The following is a 23,434-nucleotide window of genomic DNA, read 5'->3' on the forward strand; positions in this document are numbered from 1 at the left end:
GGACAAACCACGTTTTCAAGCGTGCAGTGCAAGACCGAGCCACCAGCAACCCCACGCATCCGTGTTGTTAGCACGTCCGCCGGCTACGGCACGGAAATCAGACGCGTCAATCCTTGAGTGTTTGCCTGGCCTGCAGGTACAGCGGCATGAGTTGAAAAAAAAGCTCATCAACTGCGGCGCTGTAGCCAACGGCCTGCAGGCGGAGTTCGTCGAGAAGTTGCTTGAGCACCTGCGCCTGAGCAAAGCTTCGGGCTCGCTGATAGTCATCTGGCTCGAGCGCCTGGACAGGCGCCACGCTTAACTGGCGGCGCAACTCATCCAGCCACGGCGTCAGCCTGTGCTGGGCCGCTTCCAACAGCGGCGCAAAGTCACGCCACAGATTACAATCGGCGTCCTTTGTCGCGGATGCGGATGCGGATGCGGATGCGGATATTGCGGAGGGATCGGCACCATAGGTGAAAAGACGACACAGTTCCTGCGTCATCGCATCAAACTCCAGCGTCTGCTTATGGGCATGCCGGCGGCGCTGCGCATCGATTACTTCGTAAAGACCTAAATGCCGCTGCATCTTGTTGAGTTCTTGCTCCGCAAACCGCACGGCAACCTTCGCTTCCTTGATGATTGTGCGTGACTGTCGAAGCTGCTCGCGCAGCCGCTCGTTGCGGTCCAGTAAGCGTTGGCGCTGATTGGTGAATACTCGCCGTTCCTTGGCCAGTAACCCCTCAAGCTGTTGACGCCGCTTCGCGAAGGATTTCTCCATGTTGTGGGCCTTCTCGACCCCGACTTGTCGCTGTGCCGAAAAAGCCTGCTCAGCCTCCTGGCGCCCCTGCGCTGTCGCTTGCTCCCACAACATGCTTAAGGCATGGTTGATCGGGGCGGGCAGCGTATTCCTCTGGAGGCGATCGAGCAGACAGATCCACCATCGATCGAGGAGCGCTCCAATACGCTGTGGGTCCCCGCACCCCAAGTGTGCGCGCACGCGCTCGGCAGTGGCACTGCGGCCGCTGGCCAGAACCGCATCGGCCGCGGCATAGATGTCCTCATCACTTGGCTGGATCATTGCCGAACCTGCCTGAGCGGACTGAGCTGAATCCGCCCCACGATAGGTTCCACCCGTAAGGCAGCGTATTGCCTCGCGCGGGATCGCACCAGCTCAAGGCCTCCGGCGAAACCTCCGTGAAGCTGACACGATCACGTTGGGCTTGGCGAAACCTGTGACGTGTGTGGCTGATGAGATCACGTCGGGTGAGTTCGACCGCAGCACTACTGAGCAATCGGGCCAACATGGGTCGGTCCCACAATAGATGCCAAAACAGCAAACGCTCCCTGAAGGCCCATCCAACCATCCATCCCCTGGCTTGTAAACGCGCCCTGAGCCTTTTCAAATGGTACAGCTTGCGCTGGAAGCCTTCCGGAGAATTTGGCCAGGCACTCAGGGGGCCAAACTTATCCAGACGGTTCGCCGCCTCCAGGATCCGGTAGAGGCCCAGTGGATCGGCCTGCCCAGGCAGATCAAGACATACACAGAGTACGTAATGAGTGAATACGGCACGCAACCACGACTGGGCACGGGCGTCACATGGACGCTCGCTGCCCATCAATGCAAGCAGTCCTGCCAGCCTTCGCCAATCCGGTATCCCGCAAAGGCGCATCAAGCGCGCAGCGGAAAAGTAGCGAAACGGACATTGGTTGAGACGCAGTTGTGCAGCCCAACAACCAGTGTCTTCGTGCGGATGAACCAGGCGCTGCAATAATGGCCAGAGTGGATCGTCCAGCACGCTCTGCAGGCAGGGAAAATCCTCAATCAGCGCCGTGCGCAACGCTTGCCTTGGAAAACTGCCCGTGAGGTAGTCGGGCCACTTGTGATTCAACGTCTCAGGCATCGCACGCCCTCTTCGCTTCGCCCACCACGCGTCTCCCCAGCGAGAAAGTCCGGGCCCGGTGGCCGCGCAGCCGGCGGCAACAGTCAACGCGTGGCCAAAGAAACTGGCCCGCAGTCGACGAACAGGTTTGATATACGACATCGCACAAGCGCCTCTGAATGTGCCATCACTGCGTATCTCATGATGGACCTATCCGAGGAAGTTCGCCGAAAGTTGGGTGGTCGTCTTTATCTACGTGGTGAATGCACAAACCTCTGTAAGGCTGAAACGTACGCAATAGAGCGGCAAGGGATGTGCTCAGGTTAATAAAGTCGGCTGGCGTCGTAGAACGAACCGTCAAATAATATCAACAGTGCCATCCATCCAGACATTTGCTTCTTCAGGAGGCTGAAAATGTTTGCCAGCATCTGCACCATGCCCTGTGACCCCCTCCCTGCTATTGTTTGGCCAAACCCCGGCCACCGAAACTTCTCCACGACCTTTCCTTCTCAAAAAAACCGACGGTCGCTTCGCTGTGGGACGCGTTTGCAGGCTGACTTTTGCGTATGGCTGGAACAGGACGTGCACGTGCGACGATATTGGGCGCAGCCCCACGTGTTCAAGTGGACGGAAGGTACGAGCAAATTTCGCTATGCCCCGCATTTCCTGGTGGAGAATGATGATGGCGGTGGGTGCTATTGCACAGTACAAACAAGCCTTACAGGCATGACCGCGCAGCAAGGCGCCACCCGGTCCGCCTTTGACGCATTGTGCCGGGAGCGGGGCTGGCAATTTTCCCGTATAGCTGAAACCACCGTGCACACGCCGAGCTTTGCCACGCTGCAGAAACTGTACCTGCGCAGTCAGGACACCACCCCTGATGAATACGCGGCTTGTCTGAGGCACTTGACCGGGTTGGTTTGGCCGGCGACTGTCAGGGAGCTATTGCACGCCCTTCCGTCGCCCTGCCTCGCCGCGCTCTGCGGTTGCCTATTTTCAGGGCAACTTGTGGCTGACCTGAGCCAGGCCCTAGACCTGGATATGCTTATCCAGGGCCCATGCACGGTTGAAGACCGTGGCTAATGAACGACCGCTGCCGGTAACGGGGGCTCAGTACCTGATCGACGGCCTCGTCTATGAAGTCATAGAGATCGATGACGAACTGGTCACGCTGTCGACGCTTACCCACCTGCGCGTTATAGGCATCGCCCTCGGTTCGTTCCTGAGCGATCTCAAGCGTCGCAACATCACCTTGTTTGCCGACAAGCCTGGGCATGGTTCCAACGCCATCGCTTTTGCCTTTCCTGATGATCCGAAAGTGATCGAGGCGAAACGCAAGTTTCGCTACATCCGCACCACACTGAGCGAACTGCACAACCAGCTGCCCGAGAAGCCCACTAAGGCCATCATCCAACGGATAGCGAGCGAAACCCAGGACAGTCATGCTCCGGGCTACTCGACGCTTTGCCGCTGGGTTGCGCGGTACCGAGCTCACGGCAACGATGAGTTTTCTTTGTACAAACTGCCGAGCCCGATGCCCCGCGGACGCAAACTCGCCGCGGAGATTCAGATCAAGCTCAAGGCACTCATTGACGACGAATACATGGCGCGCGACGAGCGCATTACCGTACAACGTGTCTTTCAATTGCTGGACGGCCACGTGTTATTGCTCAATCGACAACGTGCCGTGTCCCTGCAGCCGCTATTACGCCGACCCTGCCGCTCAACGGTGGTACGCGCCATCGCCAAACGCACCGGCTACCACTCGGATCGTGCGCACCTTGGGGCCGAAGCCGCCTACAAAAGGCACCAGTTTAGCTGTGAGCAGAGTCGGCCCAGTGCACCGCTGGATGTCTGTGAGATTGACACTTACCCTGTGGATCTGATGATCGTTGATGACCAGCACAACGTCCTGGGCCCGATTGCCTACCTCACCGCCATCATCGACTTGCACTCGGAAATGGTCATTGGCTGGGAACTTTCGCTGACGTACCCCTGTGCGGAAAAGACATTAAGAGCGCTTCGCATGGCGTTTGAAGCCGTTCCCGGAGAGGAATACCAGCGCGGAGCAATGATACACCTGGTCAGCGACGGGGGGCCTGAGAATACCAACAGCATGGTACACACTGTTCTTGATCGCCTGGACATCAAGTGGACGTTGCCACCGCCCGGAAGCCCCAATACCCGCCCGCGCATTGAGCGTTTGTTCAGGACATTCGCGTCGTGGGTACATGAGCAGTACGGCACAACTTTCTCAAATCCGCAGGCGTGTCGGGATTACGATGCGGCGCGCCACGCCTGTTACACCATAGAAAATCTGGTGGATTATTTTCGCGAATGGCTGGAGGACATCTACCACAATACCAAGCATGAGACGCTGAATATGCCGCCTCGGGTGGCCTGGGAGCGCGCGATGCACAACCAGTTGCCACCGAGAAAATTTTCCTCTGAGGCGCTGGACCAGCTGTATCGCGGAATCGCATATTCCGCACTCAGTGGCAATCGCGCCGCTTTCTTCAACCTGATGTGGACCGGCCCCGGTCTGGGAGCAGTGAAGGCCAAACTTCACAAGAATCAAAAAGCGATTTGTTACTACGATCCGACTGACCTCGGAGTGATTTGGGTCGCGGCCCCCGACACACCACGCGACATGGTGCCCGCCAGTGGAACAAAGAGAGCCTACCAGGAAGGGCTGACCCTCTCTGACCATCGTCTAGTCCAAGCCAAGCTTTCGGCTGACGGCAAGCAGTTCGATGACAGTGATGCGCACCTCGCGTTGCGGCATTTGCGTCAACGCATGAGCGAGGATCACGATAGATTCATGGCAAGCAAGCGTAAGAATGCCCACAAAACTCATGAAAGGACTGAAGTATCCTACCCCGACATGGCAGCCGCGAATGCTGAAGAACCTTGGGCGGAGGACATTACAAGCCCGTGGCGGGTGGATGGCATATGACCACCAATTCGCAACGCCAAGCCAAGGTGCTCGAGGCGCTCAAGCAGTGTGTGGTATGGCACCCCAGCTTTGCTCATGCCCATCAACTTGCCCGAAAAAGCATGACCACGACCAGAGATCGCCACGCGGCTGCGTCAATGATGTTGATCGGCGACACGGGGGTTGGCAAATCCACCTTATGCGAGGGCATCGAACGGGAGCTCAATATTGATACAGAATACGATACTGACTGCAGCCACAGCTGCATAAAACACTGCCTGCTTGTCGAAGTGCCTCCCCAAGCCACCATCAAAACCTTGTCGATAGAGCTCCTGACGAAACTGGGTCTTGAGAACCGTGGCCGCCTTGAACAAATGGGCAGTGCGTCTCTGAATCGGCTCATCCTGCAACGTCTGATCACCATGCAGACACGGCTGATTATTCTGGACGAATTTCATCGAATCCTTGATCAGGGCGCGGCCGCAACAAAAAAAATGGTATGCCGATGGGTGAATCAGATCCTCAACCAAGCAACCATCCCTATCGTGCTCGCAGGACTGCCAACAATTGAAACGCTGATCGACACTATCGCAGAACTGAGCGATCGATATCCCTATCGCGCCCACCTCAGGTATTTCAACTTCACCGATAAGGCGGCGACTGCGCAATTTCGGAAAGTCATTGAATTGATCGAGCTCAAAGTCATTCAACCTGCGGGCTTTGCTGAACGAGTTCTCCTTACCGAAGATCTGCTGTTCGCGGGACTCTGCTTAGCCACCAACGGCAGCTTGCGCCATCTAAACATCCTGCTGAATGACAGCCTGACTCACGCCTTGGCGCGCGAGGGCGACACGCTCACCCTTGAGGACTTCGCCTGCGCCGCGGACGATCTCGATTTCTGTCGACCCCACAACCCGTTCCGTCTCTCTAGTCGAGAATTGCATGCAGCGCTGAGAAAGAGATATGCGAGAACTTTGTTATCTTCCTAAACCGACCGAGTTTGAGGGGCCCAAAAGTTTGTTGATGCGTATGGCGCATTACAATGGGTTCGGCACGGTGAGAAACATGTTCGGGTATTTTGCTATCAGCCCGAGTCGATGGATTGACACGCTCGGTCAGCACTCCCCTGTGCTGAAACTCGTCTCTGAACAAGCGCCATCCCTGGCCGACGACTTGCGCAAGGCTTTTTACAGCGTAGCGAAAGACAGTGCGAATTTTATCAAGGCGAACAATGTCTACCTGCTTCGCAAAGCTTGCCCAGATAATTATTTGTATTGCCCCGTATGTATTGAATCTTCAAAGTCGCTTGTATTTCACGATGTCGCTGACATAGGAGTGTGCCCGGTTCACGGCTCGAAGCTTGTCATCCGGTGCCCTAAATGCATGCGTACAGAGAGCTGGCACAGTGCCAAACTGTTCCACTGCGTATGTGGATTCGAGCGGAGAACAGCCGACCAAGCCCAATCCAATTTTGTGCCCTGCTTGCTCGATCCGTTCCAGTCACCGGAAGTAGTAGAAGAGATACGGAACAAGTACACCATTGCCAAGGTCTGCGCGTCTCTCTGGGGTGCTCGGCAGCATGATGATAATCATAACTGCTGTGATTTGCCTTTGAAGGTTATCAATCACATCGATAGGACCGTCGCCGCGCAGGTGAACAAATATCCGGGATTTATTAAGTCATTACATAGGGCTCCCTGGGACAATTATGGCGACTTCACCGTCGCCTGGCTTGCGGATCGTGCATTAAACCGTCTGCGCACCGACAGCAAGCCATGCTTGGACGACTGTTGCCGATTCGCAACAATCGATCGCAATAATGCAAGGACGGCAATATTTGACGACATGAAGCTGGTAATTAAAGCTCATAACTTTGCAGTTCGAGGCTGGATGGAGCAGCAGACCCCTTCTCACTTTACTCGTCCGCCACGATGCGAAATCATACGTAAGATGAATGCCGAAAATTCATCCGGCGCTGAACGCTCCGCTAGCACGGATGGACTTACCAAGGACGAAGCAGCTGCTTTCCTAAAGTGTCCACTGTCCTCAGTTAATGGTTTACTTAGTCAAGGGTGGTTAAAAAACCTTGATCCAACTCGTGCCTTTCAACTACAGCTTCCTGACGTCATAGATCGGTCCTCAACCGAAAAGTTCGCTGATCGATACGTTCTACTACATGAGCTAAGCAAAATATTTAAATTGCCCACTGGTTTAATAACCTGTCTTTTGAGTGCGCATTGTATACAGAAAAACACTTTCCCCGCAGGACCTGAATTTTATGATCGCGCCTCCGCGTCTGAATTTTTCAGTCGACCTTAGATTCAGTATATGACTTCTTGATATAAAACGGCGAAACAAGAACTGCTTTGGCAGGCTGTGAGAATCGCACGTGCAGTTTAATTAACAATACAAAACATCATATTTCAGGTCCGAAAAGAGAGATGTTTCTCCGCCAATATTCATCCTAACTTTTAAGCAAAAGCCACGTTGCAATTATCGTAACTTCACGTGCCGATGGACTTGCCTGACGCCGAAATTGCAGTTTCCGCTCGACATCCGCCAACGCCTGATTCAGCAGTGATCTCATAGAGGCCAGAGTCTTTACCACGAGCAGTGGGTACGGCCGCGGCGAGGAACCGCATTGGTCTTACAACAGCACGGGCGTTTCCTCACCTACAGCTACACCCTGACCAACGCCCGCACGATCATCCCGAAATCTCTGCTCGACTGCGCCAAGTGCCTACAAAACGATAGGTATATGTGTTTGTGGTGACCGAACCGATAAGAGTGTTTAAACCCTGAATCACTCTGATCCGTTCATCCTGCCTTTTTCAAAAAATATCGACCTTGGCTACCAAAACGCTGAGGTTCGACTATAGCTTCACCCATAGCCTGTGCTTTAAACACCCTCGACTCAAGGAAGTGACAACATGCCGATTGTTTTTGTCCACGGGGTCAATAATCGAAAGGAGGACGTGGACTACGAACCGTCCCGTGCTCGAATCGAGCAATCCCTGCGCAGCATCCTGGCACCTGACTTGGGTATTGATACGAAGGTACTGAGCGTTTCCTTCCCTTACTGGGGTGGTGACGGCGTGAAGTTCCGTTGGAATCAGGCATCGCTTCCGTCGAGCAAAACCATCGTCAAGGCGCTGAGCCTCAAACTCACCGGTTTACAGGCTGCTGAATACGAACTGTGGATACAGGAAGTACAGACACAAAACGGCGGAAAGCCCGTGGTACTGGGCGATATCAGCCGGCAAGACAAGGGTTTTGCAAAAGCGGTGGACCTAGTGTGGGATGCGGCTTCAATCGTCGCCCAAACCAAAGAAGAGTATCGGGAAGTACTCAAGCGTTATGAGGCGTCGCGCAAATATGCAGCAAATATCCCGGCTTGGGCAATCCAGCAGCCGCCACTGACCAATCGACAGTTCATCGACAAGCTCAATCAGGAAATTGCCCCACTGCTAAGCGCGCAGGGTGCGTTGGCGGTTCAGACAATGGGGTTCAAAGACTGGTGGGCTTCACTGGGCGAAGCTGTCAATCGGCTGGGCTCGGCACCCAACGACGCGGTCACTGCCCTGGCCCTGGCCCGGGCTCGCGAATCGTTACATACCAAGGCGACTCGGTTTCTGGGCGATATCTTCGTCTACCTCAACTCACATCAAGGAGCCAATGCACCGGGCGCCATTGTCAACGTGGTCATGGACGCTTTGCGGAAAGCCGATGAAGATCGCAAGCCGGGCGATGACAAACTGATCATCATTGGCCACAGCCTAGGCGGCGTCATTCTTTACGACATTCTCACGTACTTTGATACGAACATCAAAGTCGATCTCTTTGCCACGATTGGCTCGCAGATTGCTGTGTTTGAAGAAATGACGCTCTACCGCGCAAGCCAGCAAGGCGTGCCTGCCAACCCTCCTAAGGACCTTTTGAACACGCCAGCAAATGTCGAAAAGTGGGTCAACATCTTCGACACGAACGACATCTTTTCCTTCCGGGCAGAAGGAGTTTTCAATGGCGTGAAGGATTACAAGTTCGATACCGGTTACGGGCTCCTGGAAGCACATGGTGGTTATTTCGCCAGGCCCAGTTTCTATAAACGACTTGCCGTATGCCTGAAGGGCAAATGACATGGAACCTCTATTTCTTTCGCAAGCGGTAAAAGACAAACCCGAGTCGACGGCAACCCACGTTTTACTCGTCGGTTGCGGAGAATATCCGGCCATGGGACAAACGGACTATTCGAGTGTGCAACCGCTGGATTCACCGCATACCTCTGTTCAGGAGATGGTGAATTGGTATCTGGGCGGAGTACACGCCATGCCTGCCGGTATGGAAAAACCACCTCACGAAGCATTTTCTAACCCAGACGCACCGCTGGGATCACTCATGGCTCTGGTCTCTCCTTCAATCAACATTCTAACCCCGGCAGGAGGCAATGTTGCTTGCGAGCGACCCACGCTAGCCAATATCCGCAGGGCTTACAGACAGTGGCATGAACGACTGGGAGCCAACCCCGAGAGTGTCGGCGTGTTTTATTTCTGCGGGCATGGGGTCAGTGATGGTGTTAATCAATTTCTTATCGCTGATGACTTCGGTGAAGACGGTGTCACATGGGCCAACACCTTCCACGTCTCCAATACCCATCAGGCAACGATCCGCGCGACGAGCGCGCGGATCGTTTATGTGATCGATGCTTGCCGGGAATTCAGTGACGATGTCCTGGACCAACTGGACATTCCCCGGGGACTTACCGAGGGCACCAAAAAAGGCAAGATCACTTGCGCCGGTTCAGCAATTCTACGTTCCACTTCCGCCAACCGCTTGGCTTACACGCCCGACGAAGGTGTGACCTATTTCACCCAAGCGCTGCTCCAGGCTCTGCGTGGATACTGCGGGGAAGAGCGCGACAGCACCCCAGGCGTATTCGATGTCAGACCTTCGGAACTACAAATGGCGACGGCCGCATTATTGAATCACCTACTGCTCCTGCAACCCAACCTGCAACAGCATGTCGCCTTTGAAAGCGAGGGAACGCACCTGATCGCGTTGAATGTCCTCGATCGAATTCCAGACGTACTGGTTGAAATGGACATAGATCCAGCGGTGCTGCGCGAGATATCCCAAGCGTACCTTGAGAACGCGGTGACACCTCGTCAACTCAAGACACTCATCGATGGTCCTGCATCGTTCAGAGTGCCGCGAGGTGAATGGCATTATGGCGCTGAATTCAATCAGGACGGTTATCAAGTCACGCCGAAACACCGCTACATGAGCAGGGTGATTTTTCGTGACAATCTCACAGCCAAAAGCGTGTGAAACAACATGAACATATTGACCGTTTTTGTCGCAGGCCAGGAGAGTGATTCACGGCTCCTGACGTTACCTTTCGAAGTGTTTTCAACCCGTGGGGAGCGCTTGGGCAAAGGCACCGCCTCCCCCGCCCAACCGGCCAGGATAGAACTGCGCGATGGGCGCGTTACGGAATCCGGGCGGGTTTACGTACTGGCGAAACTGCCAAACGGCAAGCAGATACAGGAGGTTGCTGAACTGCAGAACGGCCAAGGCCATGTGACTCTTTTGCAAAGTACCAACAGCCCAAGCGATTGGCTGGATTGGCTCAGGCCGTTTCGCTCTCTGGATCACCTCAACGCCACGGTGCAGGTCGAATTCTCGCCCGCAGCACCACTTCGAGGAGTCGGACAGGTCTGGATGTTGGTCTGGACCCTGGACAATGGGCAGTGGATAGATGCCGACCTCCAACCGTCGAAAACGGAAAAACAAGGCAATATCCAGCAATTCTGGTTCGATGTGCCCAACCAGCCACACTTGCTGCAAATTGGCGGCGAAGACGTTGCCTGGCGAATCATTTCATTGCCACCTGCTGGGGAGGTTCGTGTGGCGCTGACCCCCAGTGACAAGGAAATCGGTAATTCGATGGATATCACCATCGGACGCCGCAACGCGGACAACGAACTGATTATGTCCTACCTGGCGCGCGGCGCCATGGAGCAAGTCAGCAGCCTCGCCGACGCATGGCAAACCGCCGATCAGATGTTGCAAGCTAAATATCAGGACCCTGTGGGTGCCGTGGCAGGCGCTTATGTATTGCTTAAATTGCGCCTCTTGGACCAGCGTCGGGACTGGATGGAAAACCTAGTGACCTCATTTCCTCACCTATCGGACGCCGCCATCGTTTCTGCAGCCTTTATGCTCCAGGATGAAGTCTCGGATGAAACGCTGATACGTGCCCGTATCAAACAGGCGCTGGAAAACGGATTGCCTGTATTCACCCTGGGCGCGAAGTTACTGGTGGAGACCATGGCGGCCATTCATCGTGGCGAGGAGGAGTCACCCGAATTCCAGGCTGATTATCTGCAGGCCAAAACCTATGCTCGGGCGATCTGTACGCAGGGTGCCTATTTTGCCTTCTACGGCACCAATCCTAGAACCCCATCGTCGCACCCCACCTACGGTTCGCAAAATTCGCCCAAATCGACACCCCGGGACTGGGTGGATGAACTAAAGGCCCTGCAGGATTCGTTCAAAAAGCTGATCGCCACTCAGGGGGCAGGCATTGCCGCGCAGTTTTCTCTGGACATTATTAACCGCGAAGCGCGTATCGCGCTGAATATACCGGAGATCGGCGCTGCTGAAGTGGACGTGTCGCTGAATCTGGAGTCGGAATCACTGGACGAGGTTCGCGCTAATAACGCAGCGGTCATTATCCCCGGAGAGTATTGACCCCTCGGGTACTCCACCCCAACATCTCGAGTTGTACCAGCTCGGTGTAGATGTTGCTGCAATTTGCTATTGAGCAAGGTCGGTGATTGGAATCGGTCTTCTGTTGATATCCAGTCGTTCGGTAATCAGGTGGGCTGGCCTTAGGCTGGCATGACGAAAATCCCGAGCTCCCTTTGAATCATGCTCTGCTCGCGCGGCGTTGCCCATACTGATTTCTCACCGAATAGATCAAGAAAAGAAGCATAGCTAGCGCTGGATTGCCACGACCGCGCTGTCCAGCTCCCAAAGCCGTTGAAATCTGGAACCAGCCGGATTAACGACATCCCATTTCCAAGCACTATAACGCCCAGCTGACATCTGAGATAAAGGGCTGATAACGACCGTCCGATTTTGGCCGATTGCAGCCTATCAAGACGGCTCCCTAAAGCCGCCGGAGTCGCGTAATAGCGTCTGTAATCGCATTTGCATTTGTATCCAATGTCTCAATGGCCATGAATGCACTCTCTGCAACACTCTGTACGCCATTCTGTGAAAGCCATTTTGTGACCTCCTCTATCGCTGCCCCCAGCGCATGCTGGTTGTGCAGCAGGAGTGTCAGAGCATCTGCCGTGGCAATGTTTGAGTCTGATTTATATGACATGGTATTCGTCCTTTGAGTCGGGTTCGGAAAAGCCTAGTTCATCACATCGCCGGCGAAAGCAAATCACTCATTCAGTAAGCTCTATTTGTGCACCAAAATTGAACCCCAGTCCATCTCAGGCCAATATGGCCTTTTTCAGACGCCAAAATAACCGATTTTCTCTAGGAAAATCATAGGTTTGTGTTTTCCTGAATGTGGGGGTGAAGGAGAAATTCTTGCTCCAAAACTCCTGTGATTATCAATGTTCACCCAATATCTTGCCTATGGCCGCTTTCGGCCAAAAGCGGACAGTCTCACTGGGACTGGGCTGGCGCGCTGAAAGCGCGTCCGGCGAGCGGGCTTGAATGCCTTGCTATGTATTCCTTCGCCGAGTAAGCGGGAAGACAAATGGCTTTTCTTGAGTTAAATTTATTTCGTTTAGCTTGTATTTAAGTCTAATATCACTACAACTAAATCGTCGAATTAGGTTCTCCACTTTAATATCACTTAGCTTGTGATTCCAAGGGTGAATTATAGAGCCACCCCTAACTTTATCGAAGCCATACTTTTGTCCCAGAGCTACAGTGATAGTGTTTTCAATCTCTGTCACCCAGAAACAATCGCCAACTGATCTAAAGGCCGCATGTAAGTGAGTTGCTTTTCTCTTTCCCGTGAGGCCGCTCTCTATATATTTGATGGCGCCATTTTTATTTAATGTAGAGTGAGGGCTTTTTTTACCATGGCTTCGCAGCCTTGATCTCAACCCTTTAGCTGTACCCACATACCATGAGTTCAGCTCAAGCTTCAAAATATAGATATACCAATTTCTAATTTCTTCACTCCTTTTCCGGAATCAAATTGTCCATAACGATTAAGCTAAGTCTTCTGAAACACTACTCGATTCGCACTGAGCGTGTCCATTACAAGTGAGTTACGCTGCACTGCAGGATTAGGTCTGCTGAGGTCGAAGCGTCTCATGCAGGTATCTAGCGGAGCGAGGGGTAACCCAAAACGTCCGCTCTCGGCCAAAAGCAGCCGTTCATGGTTACCGCTCCCGCCCGCAAACAGCAGACGCAGGAGACAAGCGTCAGTCATTTCCATAGTCTGGTTCGTAGCTAATCTCACGCTCGTCAACTTCAACAATTTCCTCACTCAAACCGGCAGCTGAAAGCTCATCAGTGCCCACAAGGTGCAAATTGCATTGATCACAAATGAATTCAACTGGAGAATAGGTTGTCTCAACCTCTTCATAACCAGGACTCACTTCCTCCTGATCATCCGTCAGCTCTTCATAGTCTTTGTCCCCGCCCAACACTGCAGTGCATTGGCAAGCTGGACATTGGCGAGTCCAATATCGAGCGTACCTTCCACTTGTTAGGCGATAAAGATGCCACCAAGAGCGCTCCCCGGATTGAGATCTTTGATCTTCCAATGTTTTTGGAGCCCGCCTCTTGCCATCGGCGTCTTTGCTAAAATTGTCTCGCGCATGCTCAATTTTTTGCAATGCGGATTGACACTTGAGATGAGACAAATGATTTATAAGTTCTTCTTTCTCTGCAGCCGCACCGCCAATAAAATCTTCAAGATCTTTATTCGCTGCCTGCAAAATTAATCGCACTGCATGCCACAACTTCCCCTCCCACACTTCCAAGCTAATCCCAATATATGCAGCGTGCCCTGAATGAAGTTCGGCATTGCGGCGATCGGCCAAATCTTTGCATGAGTTATAAGCTAAGGAGTTGAATCCTGGAATGACATGTTTAAGGCGCAGGAACACTTCATTGGCATCAATGGTTCGAACAGCCGTAGCCGTCGATATACCGCAAGCTTCCAACATGCTATTAGAGTTTTTAGGGTCCACGACCAGGCTCGGGTGGATCCTTGCCAGTGCGAACTTACCAAGCAACTCAAGAGCCAAAGTTGCCCATAGTTGGTATGCATCCTCCGCGTCAACTTCCTTAGCCTCAAGCGCGCGCCGGGCGTACAGCGCTGCTTTGCCATAAAGCGCATCATCTGAAAGTGCAGGCGGAATCGTTCGTGTCGCTCCACGTCTAGTTGTATTCATATCCAATCCTTCAATGAGATGCGCAAAAGGGTGCGATGACCGATACCAGAGGCATTACCCCGGCGGTGAAGTACCGTCCAATTGTCAACTATAAGAATTACACCGGCTGTCCACTCCAGATTCAAAGACGGTTGAAGTGAATGTGACTCTAATTCCTCGAATATAGTACTCCCCTCTTCTGTATGTGCAGTCATACAAGCCGGATCGAAACGAATCCACGTTCGATCCGTATTGGCTATCGTGGAATAAAAGCTTGAACGTCCATTCTTTACTGTGAAAGTTTCGCGGCGACTTGCGAGAAGTGGAAACCCTGCATCTTTGACTTTCAAAAGCTGCGTTGGGGGTGCTCCACCTCCGTTAATCGAGTGACAGCCTAAAATCAAATACCGTGGTGGTATCGGCAGATGTGATCCATCAACATGCCAAGGCTGAGCACCTGCTCCAGAAAAGCGACTTAACGAGCTTAGAGGAGCTTCATCGGCTCTCAGCGTCTTCAACGTTTCTAAAACATTTCTATTTCGCCCGGCTACAACCGAACCTCCCATATACAAAGCGAGCTCCTGCATAGTCTGTGAAACTGACATGGAAGGTCTAGCATTTAAAGAAACATAGCCATGATTGCGAATTGCTGCATGCAGTCCATCGTAACTGTGATCCATACCTATGACTCTTATAGTGTTTCATATTCGAAAATATCAATTTCAGCGCCATCGCGGCCGTATGATCATTCTCGGAATGCGTCCCCTTCCTTTGTAGTGCACTTTTCCGCATAGAGCAAATTAACTGCCAATCTGTAAGGCAGAATTCTTAAACGTGGTGATATTCAACTGACAGAATGTGAGACTTGGTCGCCACTGAGATACGGACACTGAAGAAGGCATTCTCTAGCGACGCAATGAAAAAATACCGTGTGCGAGGGAAGAGACGAGAGTCGGACGCCGCCCTTTTGCTGATGGTCAGTTGCAGCAGCAATCGGCCAGAAGCGAACTGCAAACTCATAGAATCCCCCGGCTAAGCCGGGGTACTTCTTGAGATTTGATCGTGTGATGCGGTCATCGGAAACCTTCTGTCACTACTAAGAGATCGGTTAAACGAAATGGAGCCTTGCTTACACGAAGTGGGACAGTAAGTGTCACGTCGTCTTCATTCCGAAGAGGCGCAAGAGGGCTATCTTCGGTGCGATTCAGAAACCCCTTGGTGAGGTATTGCATGAGTTGGCGAGGCAGCGGGTGGGCCAAGATATAGGCGAAGAACCAAAATAAGTCCTAAACATGGAGCTTGTTCTTTATGGCCAGAAGATACAAATCTGTAATTTTACTGCAATGCCTCTATTGGAGTCGCGGCGCATAGCGCCGCGCTTTTTAAAAAATAACTTTGCAATGAGACAAATCTGGCACGGTCAAGCCTTGTATTTTTCGTACTCTTCTAGATATAGTCGCTCGGACTCGTCGCGAAATTGATTTCGCCTTCGATGCAAATCTATTAGTTTGCTGCTGATGCTTTTGTAAATTATTTGGTGAGCTTGGTTTTTTAGATTTTCTTCGTTGTACTCATCAATTTCAAAATCGTCGGAAAGAGCTAGGTTGACGAGTGACAATAAGACAGACTTATCAATTTTATCAATGGTTTCGTAACTTCCTTCGGCGTCTAGATAGTATCCTTGGCTTTTTTCAATTTTTAATATTTTCATATCCTGCCTTTCTTTCCATGTAAGCGGATTCGCCTGCTTCCAGAGAGTCCATGGTGACTTTAAAGTTATTAATTTTTTTACCGTCGGTTGAAATTAATTCTCTGCTCGAAGGATGCCCAGAATATCTTCTATATATTATCTTTTCCTCTTCAAGTTCTTTGGCAGTATAGATTATGTAGTCGGCTTTGATGGATGCACCTACGACACTATTGTGAGTTACAATAACTACCGGCATGCTTTTTGATATTTCCTTGAGCATCTGATTGACTTCACTCTTTAGGAAGAGATTGTCAAATGAAGACTCTGGCTCGTCGATAAGTAAATAGTCAAAGTTTTGAGCATCCTTTATTTCTTGCAATAGTCTAAATTCAGAACGCTCTCCGCCAGAAACCTTAAAGCCATCTTTATTCAAAATTTCATACTCAATGCATGCAAAATATTTATAAAACTCTGAAGGAGTGAATGCTTCGTTTGCTTTCAAGCTGGAGAGGTATTTTGCCGGATGTACGTAATCTCTGAATGCATCACTAAAAGCAACCTTTTGGCCGCTAACATTTTTGATTTCACCTGGACCTTGAAACGCACGTTGTTTACAGACGATCTTAAACCCTTGAAAGCTTTCTTGATATATTGTTTTCTCTTCCTGAAGCAGCTTGGCGATTTCGCTAAACTTCAGAAGTTTCTTGTGTTCGAACATGACTCGATAAAGGTCAACATCTTTGATTTGAGTTGCTGAGGTCTTTAGTTGGAGTTTGCTTTTAATCTCGCGAATAATGTCATTCACCAAGCTTTTCTTTTTTCTCTCGTAGGCTCTGGACCACAAGATGACTATTAATTCGCAGGCCAGTGCCTTTAGGGCGTTTGTATCGATATACCTGTCTATGACATCTCTAAATTCAATATTTTCTATCAGCTGCCTTACTGAGCCGACAAGTTCGTTGAGCGATGTGTGTTCACCTAAATCGAACAAGGTTTCATTGAATAACGAGGCTTTGGAAAATGAATCAAATTTCTGTGCCTCTTCGGCCGATTTCATTAGAGTGTCTAAGTAATCTGCGACTCTTCGTTTGTTGGTTTCAGTATCGATACTCAATACATCGTCTAATACCGTTTTGAAGGGAGCTAGGTGCTTGTCTGAAAAAATACTTTTCTTGCGCGTTACATCTGCATTGAATTCTTTTTCATAGTTGGCATCGTCTCTTTGTACAAGAGAGAATTGAGGGATGTATTTTACGTTTTCGCAGCTATTGTTTATCTGGGTTAAGGTTTCGGTTTTTCCCGAAGATCTAGCGCCAAGAATTACATTTAGGCCAGTTGAAAGACATTGCCCATCCTCAAATACTTGGAAAATTGAATTACCATCAAGCTTTGAAAGAGAAACCTTGCTCCTGTCGCGCAAGGCAAACTTCAACGATTTTAATGATATATCCCCGCAATCGATGTAAGTCTGCCTTGTTGGGAATTTAGTCATCCCCACGTAAAATCGCATGTCGCTGAAGATTACTGGTGTAAATTCGGTTTCATCTTTTGACATGCGAACAAATTTTTTAGGACTGTCGACTTCACCTGCAGAGATTACATCCTTAAGTCTTTTAATAGTTTCTGCGTGAAGACTTGGCTTCTTTTCATAATGGGGGATCAGCAAATAATTGTTAAGGTCACCAAAAATTCGTATCAAATCATCGACATTGATTGAGTCGCCGATTGCTACCACGTTCTTGGCTACTTCATTCGCCTTAAGTTGAAAGCCTTCAAGGTCATGGTTTTCTGAAATTAGAAGGAGGTGCCCGGCGTCTAAGTTTATCTCAATGCCGGGAAAGACAGCGCAGTTTAGTGCTTCACAAATTTCATTAAACTGAGCAAGATCAAAAATATCATGATTCGTTATGGCGATAGCATCTAACTCTGCTATCTCAACATATTCTTTAAGTTTCTCTAGTGAGAATTCGAAGTATGAGTCGCTGATTGTGGAGATGGTATGCATATGGAGGTCAATTTTCTTCAATCTTCGCTCCTCAAATACAAAAAAATCCAGCTTGGTGAAATGCCTCTATCATCTGAAATTGAGGCACTTAATTCGATTGATAAAATGACTTTGTAGCAAATTTTGTTTTTTTGGCAAAAAGCCACTACCTAGAAGCTAGATGGGTGAATGATGGTTGTCTAGTAGAACTCTCAAAAAAACGAATAATGCGTGAAGGACGCGAATTCACTTTTGCCATGGAGAAGGTGATGGGATGAAGCCAGATCTAGTGACAGGCCTTCGAGAGTTCATTGCAAGGCTGGGAATATCGTTACCTGGAGAGGGCGATGCTCGTCGGGGCAGGAATGCCGTCGGTGGCTATATCACGTAGCTGAGCAGATGGAGGCAAATCAACGTGTCAATGCCCGGACGGCTAAGCTCGATACCGAGGCGCTGCGTAAACACGACGAGCAGGTGCGCCCTAGGCAGTTTGCTAACCGTTCGAGCGTCGATGTCGAAACAGCGATAAGGGCACAGATTTATTTAAAGTATTCGCAAATTCCGCTTTTGGTTAACTACTGCAAGTCGCGACTGTCCGCTTTGGGTCGATTGCCGCCTGTCCGGAATGGCAGCTATTGGCCGAAAGCAGTCGTCCACGGAGCCCAGAACGGAAAAGTGCTTTAGCATTTTTTAATGCCCGGAGAAGGCTTAATTGGGGCGACTCTTCATCGACAGTTCGAGCATCCTTAAGGCCGACTCACCGCCAGCAGCGCCAATCACAAGATATTCAACAAGCAGCGGGCGTCTGATTGCAGTGCAACCGAGCACGGACACTCGCTCGCGTGAGCTCAGTTTGGTATGTTATTTCCTTCATCAAGAGCTCAGTACACAGTGCTTAGCGACGGTGGCTCCAAAATGAATATTGTGACAAATGGATATTTCCATCACCAACCCGCGTTCTTTTCGGCCTATGGGAGTCGGGGCGGAATGTAATGGCACTACGGCTCACTGCCGGGCCTATCCATTCGGTTGGCGGCGAACCTCGATGTCGACGATGTGGCGAGGCGTTCTTCCAAGTCGGGGATCACCATTGGCGACGGCGACGATGCCCTCCAGTTCGTCGCCTGCCCACAGACCGACCAGTTCGTGCAGGAAGAAATCCGCATAGGAGCAGCTAGCGTCTCGCACCTGCATCGCCACGATCGAGGCTTTGCTCGTGTGCAGTTGGGTCAAGTTTCTGACCAGCCGGGCCGGGGCAACCCAGAGCGTTGGGCGCAGCGAAGCCGGTGTCGCAAAGAGGTAATAGGCGTGCTCTGACTGAGTGAGCATGTCCTCGCATTGCCGCAGGTCGATGCCTATCGTCGAACTGAAAGCCTTCCCCGACCCAGTGCCGCTGCGCTTTTTCACTTGCACAAGAGTGGCCCGCTGGATCACCGTTTTGTCCTCGTCGACAATACGGGTCAGGAACAGCACGTCCGCCGCCAGAGGGACACCGGCAGCCGTGCTAGCCCCTTCTTCCCGCTTGCTGGGCTGACGCACCGTCACCGACAGGGTCGGGTACGTCGCCCGCGTCGTGGACGAGAGCTGGCGCAACTGGCGGCTGGCGTTGCTAGCGGCCTCCTGGGTCAGGGTCAGGAGGCGCGCAGTATGAGCTTCCTCGTCCTCTCCCCAACTCGCCGAATACTCGCGGCAAAACTTTTCCTCGATCTGGCTGAGCGCCCTATGGATGACGCGCTCCACGGACGGGTCGCCTAACCAGGTTCGGGCGCCGACACTGGGCAGCGCAGTGGCGTCCTCGCTTTGATCCACTGGACCGTCCAGATCCAGTGCCCCCTGCTTGGACCGTATCAGCCCCTTCGCCCTCAATTGCAACTGCCTCGGATCGGCGCTGGCGAGCCAGTCCGCAAAAGCCAGGTGTTCCTCGTCATCCATCAATCGCAGAAGCACCGGCTCGATTTCTCCGAACGCCGTCTGCTCGAGCCAAAGGCAGGCAAAATGGAGCAAACCTTTAGCCAGCTCCGGCTCCCCCGTCACTTGGTCGAAAAGATCCTGTCGCCAGGCCTCGCGAGCGGCAGGTCCCAGTTGGCTCCACAACGCCTCGCGGTCCCACCCCCCGGATGGCAACTCTTTGAGGCTTGCGGCAACGCTTTGCTGTCCGGCGCGCGGCGGGTCTCCGACCTCGTGCCAAACTGCGGCAAGCGCAAGGTCCGAAGGCATGGCGTCCGTCATTAACCTAGCCAGCGTCGAGTAGGCTTGGCCGACGCATTCCCTGACGTCGTTTTTCTTTTTTGTATGGGGATGGAAATGCCAGCGCAGGAACAGACTGCGCACGTCGTCCGCCACGATCGTGTGGCAATGCTGGACCAGTCGAGGAAACGCTCTTGGATCGACTCGATTAAGAACCAGCTCGCAGGCCCATCGTGACGCCTGCACCTTCGGTGAATGCGCATACAGCAAGAAGACGACATCAGGCACATTGGAGCCTGAATCGACACTGGCCTCCAGACAGGCGCGTATATACTGCCAATGCTGTTCGACCAGTTGCTCGAAAGCCCAGCCATTTTCACCCTGACCGGGGGCGACCAGTTGAAGGCCACCGAAGCAATCATCCGCCGATACACTGGCCACCAGGGCCGCCATGATCTCCCGATCGTCCAAAAACCGAGACCGATCAGAGGATTGAGCATCAAGCAGCCAACGCACCCATATCTCACGGGGCGCGATCGCCGCCGTGATAATTTCGCGCAAGGCCCGAGATTCGACTTCAAGCGCGTCCATCCTGAAGGCCGCTCCTGCCCCCCCGTAGGCATCCTTGTCCAAGATGGACGATGAACCTTGGATCCCGGTGGAGCCGTGCCCGAGGATGGCAAGGGTCAGTGTTATGGCACCCTGCCGTGCAGCGTGATCGAACTTGACCGTAAAGTTCTCGCGTTCGGTGGTCGACGTTACCAGCCAATCCCACTCAACGCGGGTGTTCTCGGCAGACAAGTGAGCATAATCCAGCCGAAGTATGCCCTCGCGCACATCAAAGTAACGTGCCAGGTGCTCGACCAGCGGCGGAGCCCAACCGGCCAGCGGGATGCTGGTAACGGCCAATTCTTTGTCGAAGCTGATCTTCACGCCCAAGGCGCTCTCCCTGTTCCCGCGGTGGCGTCTGCCGGTTGAGATGTTCAGGTTCGCCCCTGATCGCCCAAGTCCGGCGGTTTAATGAGTCTGAAATCAGTCGGGTATGCTCCGTGTGAGCCCAAACTGTCAGCTTGGCCCTCTCATTTCAGGCCCGTCATCCATCTCCATGGCGCGTTGATAGTTGGTACCAAGATCGGCGTAATGCTGATGTACTCGCTGCTGAAGATCCAGGCTGTAGTCCCCGCCCCCCGCTGCCACCACGATCAGTCGACTGGGGAGAAGCTGGCGATGGCCACCGCTCAGAACATCCAGAGCGTCTTCATCGTCTTTGAGCAGGCGCCCTACACCACTGGTATCGCTGCACAAACCAAAAGCAATGAAAGCGGGCCAGTCCCAACCGCGTTCGCGGGTCGGAACCTTGATGGACCCAGCTTTCAAATCAGTGGCCGGCGAGACCAATGTGCTCACACGGTTCAGCGTCGGCCAGGGGACACTCGCTTGGCGCAATCCACGGTGGTAAAACACATAAAAGTCTCGCTGAGGGTCATTCAGTTTTTGTAACTGGGTGAGCTTTAGCGGGCCGCTGGGTGGGCTGCCAATGTCCGCTATACCGTTTTTGCTGACCTTGCCCTGTACCAAGGCGACCTTACGCACTACCAGCCCGCCGACATTAATTTCCACGATAATGCCGAAATCCGCCCCCAGGCGGGCTTCGGCCGCAGTTCCACCCAACGCCAGCGTTCCCATGAAAGACGTCACCTGCGGAAAACCCATGGCGTCGATCTTCGGACCCGCCCATCGCTCAACTTCCGAGCGGAAGCTGTGCAGAAAGGCGCCTGTAGAATGCTCCTCGTGCGCCTCGGCCAGTGACATGTCCTTGGCAAACCGTTGAGCGGTTTGAAAACAGGCCCAGTACACCGCCCATTGCAGCCAGTGCACGACCTGTTCAGGGCGGGTTAATTGGTCCGCTAGGTGGTACCAGCGATCCACCGGTTCCTGGTCTTGCAGCACGGCTTTTCGAACAGACGAGGTGCAACCTGCCAGTACCAGCGCTGTGGCATCGCTCACGATGGCGCCGAAAGAGGCCAATGCCGTGAACCCTACCGCGCCTTCGCTGCGCGCTTGCTTCAGAAAGCTTTGGGCTTCTCCCCCCCATTCTGCGAGTGTCTGCGGGGCAGGCATCACCTGAAAAATCAGCTTTTTGCCTTCCTCGAACGCCGTAAAGACGTCGTGTTGCACCAGTTGATGATGCATTTGCTCAAGCACCGCCGCGGTGTTAGCGCTAACCCAGCCATGGCGCCACAGCGTCTGTTTCAACAGGCTCAACTGTGCTTGTAGATTTCTGCTCGACGTCAGCCACTGTGTACCCTGATCAATCGTCTGACCGAGTTGCTGGCGCTGCCGCGCCACTTCGGCAACGTGGTCATTGTGCATAGCGACCTGTCGCGCGCGAAGCGCCGTTTCGCTGACACTCGCGGCGATGCCTTGCTGCTCGGCCAGAAACTGCGCAGCCGCAGCAACCACCCTCTTAGCCTGAAACTTCGCGATGGGCTTGCCCCAACGGCTTTCAGCCTCGATGGCCAGAAGGTGTTGTTCGGCCCGCTGCATCGCTTGCGTGGCTGGCCGCAGGTAATTGTCGAGTGCGGTGACCTCAGTCGTGGATCGCACCAGCGGCAATCGATCACGTCTGTCCTGTGCTTGTCGCACGGCTAATGCCATCTCTTCAGTGGCATCCTTGAGGGTCGATTCAACGAGTTTGAAATTGTCTTTGGCGATGGACGAAGCGGCGCGCATGAATCAAACACATCCTTTTGAAGGTGACAACGGCACCGCCACTCTAGCGCACAGCCGCACCGCTCACTAGCAAAAAGCCAGCACTGCTCTGCCGATTTATACACGCTTGGATGATCCTGAGGCGCGGTAGCGCATCAGCTATCCGACCTATTGCCAGCGCTACGCCTCGATTCTGAAGACTCGTTTGGAGCTAACTCTCAAAACTAATGCAAAAGCTTCTCATATCTAGTGAACCTAAATAACCTATAACCCCCGTTCTAACGTTGGTGAATTCTCAATTCAGAAGATCACCGACGCTTATCCCCGGTCGGTTTTGCACAAACCCCCGTTTCTCAAGATATCAACCCCTTACCCTCTCATCCTTACACCTTCCATTACGTTGCTCTGTCAAGAAACTGCGTTTTCGCCGCTGGCGCCTCGAAAGCTTGAATTCTTGATGCTCAAAACCTCGCAGGTCCGAGGCGCCTTTTCAACCTGCCGCAGTTGCTGATTCTCTTCTTGAAGCGACGCTACCAACGGCACGGTTTCTTGCTTACGCAGATCGACTACAGCGGCAGCCTATGGCGACGGACGTTGTACCCGGCAGCCCGAGATAATTCAGCACGCAGCCAATAAGCATTACGCGCTAAG

Annotated in this window: 17 protein-coding genes; 7 read left to right on the forward strand and 10 right to left on the reverse strand. The window is 52.6% G+C overall.

The window, feature by feature from the left end; genetic code table 11:
- Window positions 1-106: 106 nt before the first annotated feature.
- A complete protein-coding gene (locus AACY18_RS02925; RefSeq protein WP_339464168.1) occupies window positions 107-1,060 on the reverse strand; it encodes a DNA-binding protein in 954 nt (317 codons plus the stop codon).
- The gene (locus AACY18_RS02930) at window positions 1,044-2,024 is read right to left on the reverse strand and encodes a hypothetical protein (protein ID WP_157836059.1); all 981 of its coding nucleotides are present in this window, start codon (window positions 2,022-2,024) and stop codon (window positions 1,044-1,046) included. Before AACY18_RS02930 ends, AACY18_RS02925 begins: the two co-directional genes overlap by 17 nt.
- A 252-nt stretch (window positions 2,025-2,276) precedes the next feature.
- Between AACY18_RS02930 and AACY18_RS02935 the strand changes: the two genes are divergently transcribed.
- From AACY18_RS02935 to AACY18_RS02965, 7 genes are all read left to right on the forward strand, one after another.
- A complete protein-coding gene (locus tag AACY18_RS02935) occupies window positions 2,277-2,945 on the forward strand; it encodes a hypothetical protein (RefSeq protein ID WP_152974163.1) in 669 nt (222 codons plus the stop codon).
- Entirely contained in the window at window positions 2,938-4,818 is a 1,881-nt protein-coding gene (locus tag AACY18_RS02940) for a DDE-type integrase/transposase/recombinase (RefSeq protein WP_025109721.1), read from the forward strand. The genes AACY18_RS02935 and AACY18_RS02940 overlap by 8 nt, the downstream gene beginning before the upstream one ends.
- Window positions 4,815-5,786, forward strand: a complete 972-nt coding sequence (locus AACY18_RS02945; RefSeq protein WP_025109720.1) for a TniB family NTP-binding protein — start codon at window positions 4,815-4,817, stop codon at window positions 5,784-5,786. The genes AACY18_RS02940 and AACY18_RS02945 overlap by 4 nt, the downstream gene beginning before the upstream one ends.
- 34 nt (window positions 5,787-5,820) lie before the next feature.
- On the forward strand, window positions 5,821-7,116 hold the full coding sequence (locus tag AACY18_RS02950; RefSeq protein WP_339464170.1) for a hypothetical protein: 1,296 nt from the start codon (window positions 5,821-5,823) through the stop codon (window positions 7,114-7,116).
- Between the two features lie 611 nt (window positions 7,117-7,727).
- Window positions 7,728-8,933: a hypothetical protein gene (locus AACY18_RS02955; protein WP_025109719.1), complete on the forward strand. Its 1,206-nt coding sequence runs from the start codon at window positions 7,728-7,730 to the stop codon at window positions 8,931-8,933.
- A 1-nt stretch (window position 8,934) separates the two neighbouring features.
- Window positions 8,935-10,122, forward strand: a complete 1,188-nt coding sequence (locus tag AACY18_RS02960; RefSeq protein WP_339464171.1) for a caspase family protein — start codon at window positions 8,935-8,937, stop codon at window positions 10,120-10,122.
- Window positions 10,123-10,128: 6 nt separating this feature from the next.
- Complete coding sequence (locus tag AACY18_RS02965; RefSeq protein ID WP_339464172.1) at window positions 10,129-11,547, forward strand: hypothetical protein; 1,419 nt, start codon at window positions 10,129-10,131, stop codon at window positions 11,545-11,547.
- Window positions 11,548-11,968: 421 nt separating this feature from the next.
- Here AACY18_RS02965 and AACY18_RS02970 read toward each other — a convergent pair whose 3' ends face one another.
- The 8 genes from AACY18_RS02970 to AACY18_RS03005 all read right to left on the reverse strand — a co-directional run bounded on the left by AACY18_RS02970 (window position 11,969) and on the right by AACY18_RS03005 (window position 22,804).
- Window positions 11,969-12,187 carry a hypothetical protein gene (locus AACY18_RS02970; RefSeq protein ID WP_025109715.1) on the reverse strand — a complete coding sequence of 73 codons (219 nt, stop codon included), beginning with the start codon at window positions 12,185-12,187 and terminating at the stop codon, window positions 11,969-11,971.
- Window positions 12,188-12,539: 352 nt separating this feature from the next.
- Window positions 12,540-12,998, reverse strand: a complete 459-nt coding sequence (locus AACY18_RS27980; RefSeq protein WP_445261943.1) for a GIY-YIG nuclease family protein — start codon at window positions 12,996-12,998, stop codon at window positions 12,540-12,542.
- Window positions 12,999-13,253: 255 nt separating this feature from the next.
- Window positions 13,254-14,231, reverse strand: a complete 978-nt coding sequence (locus AACY18_RS02975) for a hypothetical protein (protein WP_025109714.1) — start codon at window positions 14,229-14,231, stop codon at window positions 13,254-13,256.
- Window positions 14,228-14,890 (reverse strand): TauD/TfdA family dioxygenase, encoded by a 663-nt coding sequence (locus AACY18_RS02980; protein ID WP_339464173.1) that lies wholly within the window; start codon window positions 14,888-14,890, stop codon window positions 14,228-14,230. Before AACY18_RS02980 ends, AACY18_RS02975 begins: the two co-directional genes overlap by 4 nt.
- A gap of 740 nt (window positions 14,891-15,630) precedes the next feature.
- On the reverse strand, window positions 15,631-15,921 hold the full coding sequence (locus AACY18_RS02990; RefSeq protein ID WP_025109713.1) for a hypothetical protein: 291 nt from the start codon (window positions 15,919-15,921) through the stop codon (window positions 15,631-15,633).
- The gene (locus AACY18_RS02995) at window positions 15,902-17,926 is read right to left on the reverse strand and encodes a phosphotransferase (protein WP_339464174.1); all 2,025 of its coding nucleotides are present in this window, start codon (window positions 17,924-17,926) and stop codon (window positions 15,902-15,904) included. Before AACY18_RS02995 ends, AACY18_RS02990 begins: the two co-directional genes overlap by 20 nt.
- A 975-nt stretch (window positions 17,927-18,901) precedes the next feature.
- Window positions 18,902-21,010 (reverse strand): hypothetical protein, encoded by a 2,109-nt coding sequence (locus tag AACY18_RS03000; protein WP_339464175.1) that lies wholly within the window; start codon window positions 21,008-21,010, stop codon window positions 18,902-18,904.
- 126 nt (window positions 21,011-21,136) lie between these two features.
- Window positions 21,137-22,804, reverse strand: a complete 1,668-nt coding sequence (locus tag AACY18_RS03005) for a hypothetical protein (RefSeq protein ID WP_339464178.1) — start codon at window positions 22,802-22,804, stop codon at window positions 21,137-21,139.
- Window positions 22,805-23,434 lie beyond the last annotated feature (630 nt).

Origin of the sequence: Pseudomonas sp. EA_65y_Pfl2_P74 (assembly GCF_963970575.1) — a bacterium.
GTDB lineage: Bacteria > Pseudomonadota > Gammaproteobacteria > Pseudomonadales > Pseudomonadaceae > Aquipseudomonas > Aquipseudomonas baetica_A.